The following is a 249-nucleotide window of genomic DNA, read 5'->3' as shown; positions in this document are numbered from 1 at the left end:
TCATGCGGTGCCTCAAACGCTACATCGCCAACGAGGCCTACCGGCACATTGTCCGGCCCGAGCCGGTACCCGCCGTCGACGACCTGAGGCCACTGCGCCAGTCGAAGAAGATCAGCTTGGAAACCGCGGCCGGGCACTTCAACACGTGGCCCACCACGATTTCCTACCTTGAACGCGGTAAACGCCGAGACGATGACTTCGTCATCGCCTACCGTGAATACCTGCTCGCCGCGTAGGCCACCTCGCCAT

1 pseudogene is annotated in these 249 nt (G+C 62.2%); it reads left to right on the top strand.

The annotated features are described in order from the left end of the window. Positions 1–236 (top strand): annotated as a pseudogene (locus NQ036_RS15600) (IS110 family transposase); the annotation flags it as partial. Positions 237–249: the final 13 nt, after the last annotated feature.

The sequence above is a fragment of the Brevibacterium sp. 91QC2O2 genome, from assembly GCF_024580695.1.
GTDB lineage: Bacteria > Actinomycetota > Actinomycetes > Actinomycetales > Brevibacteriaceae > Brevibacterium > Brevibacterium moorei.
Note: the sequence above shows the minus strand (reverse complement) of the source record. Positions and strands in the feature narration are given on the sequence as shown.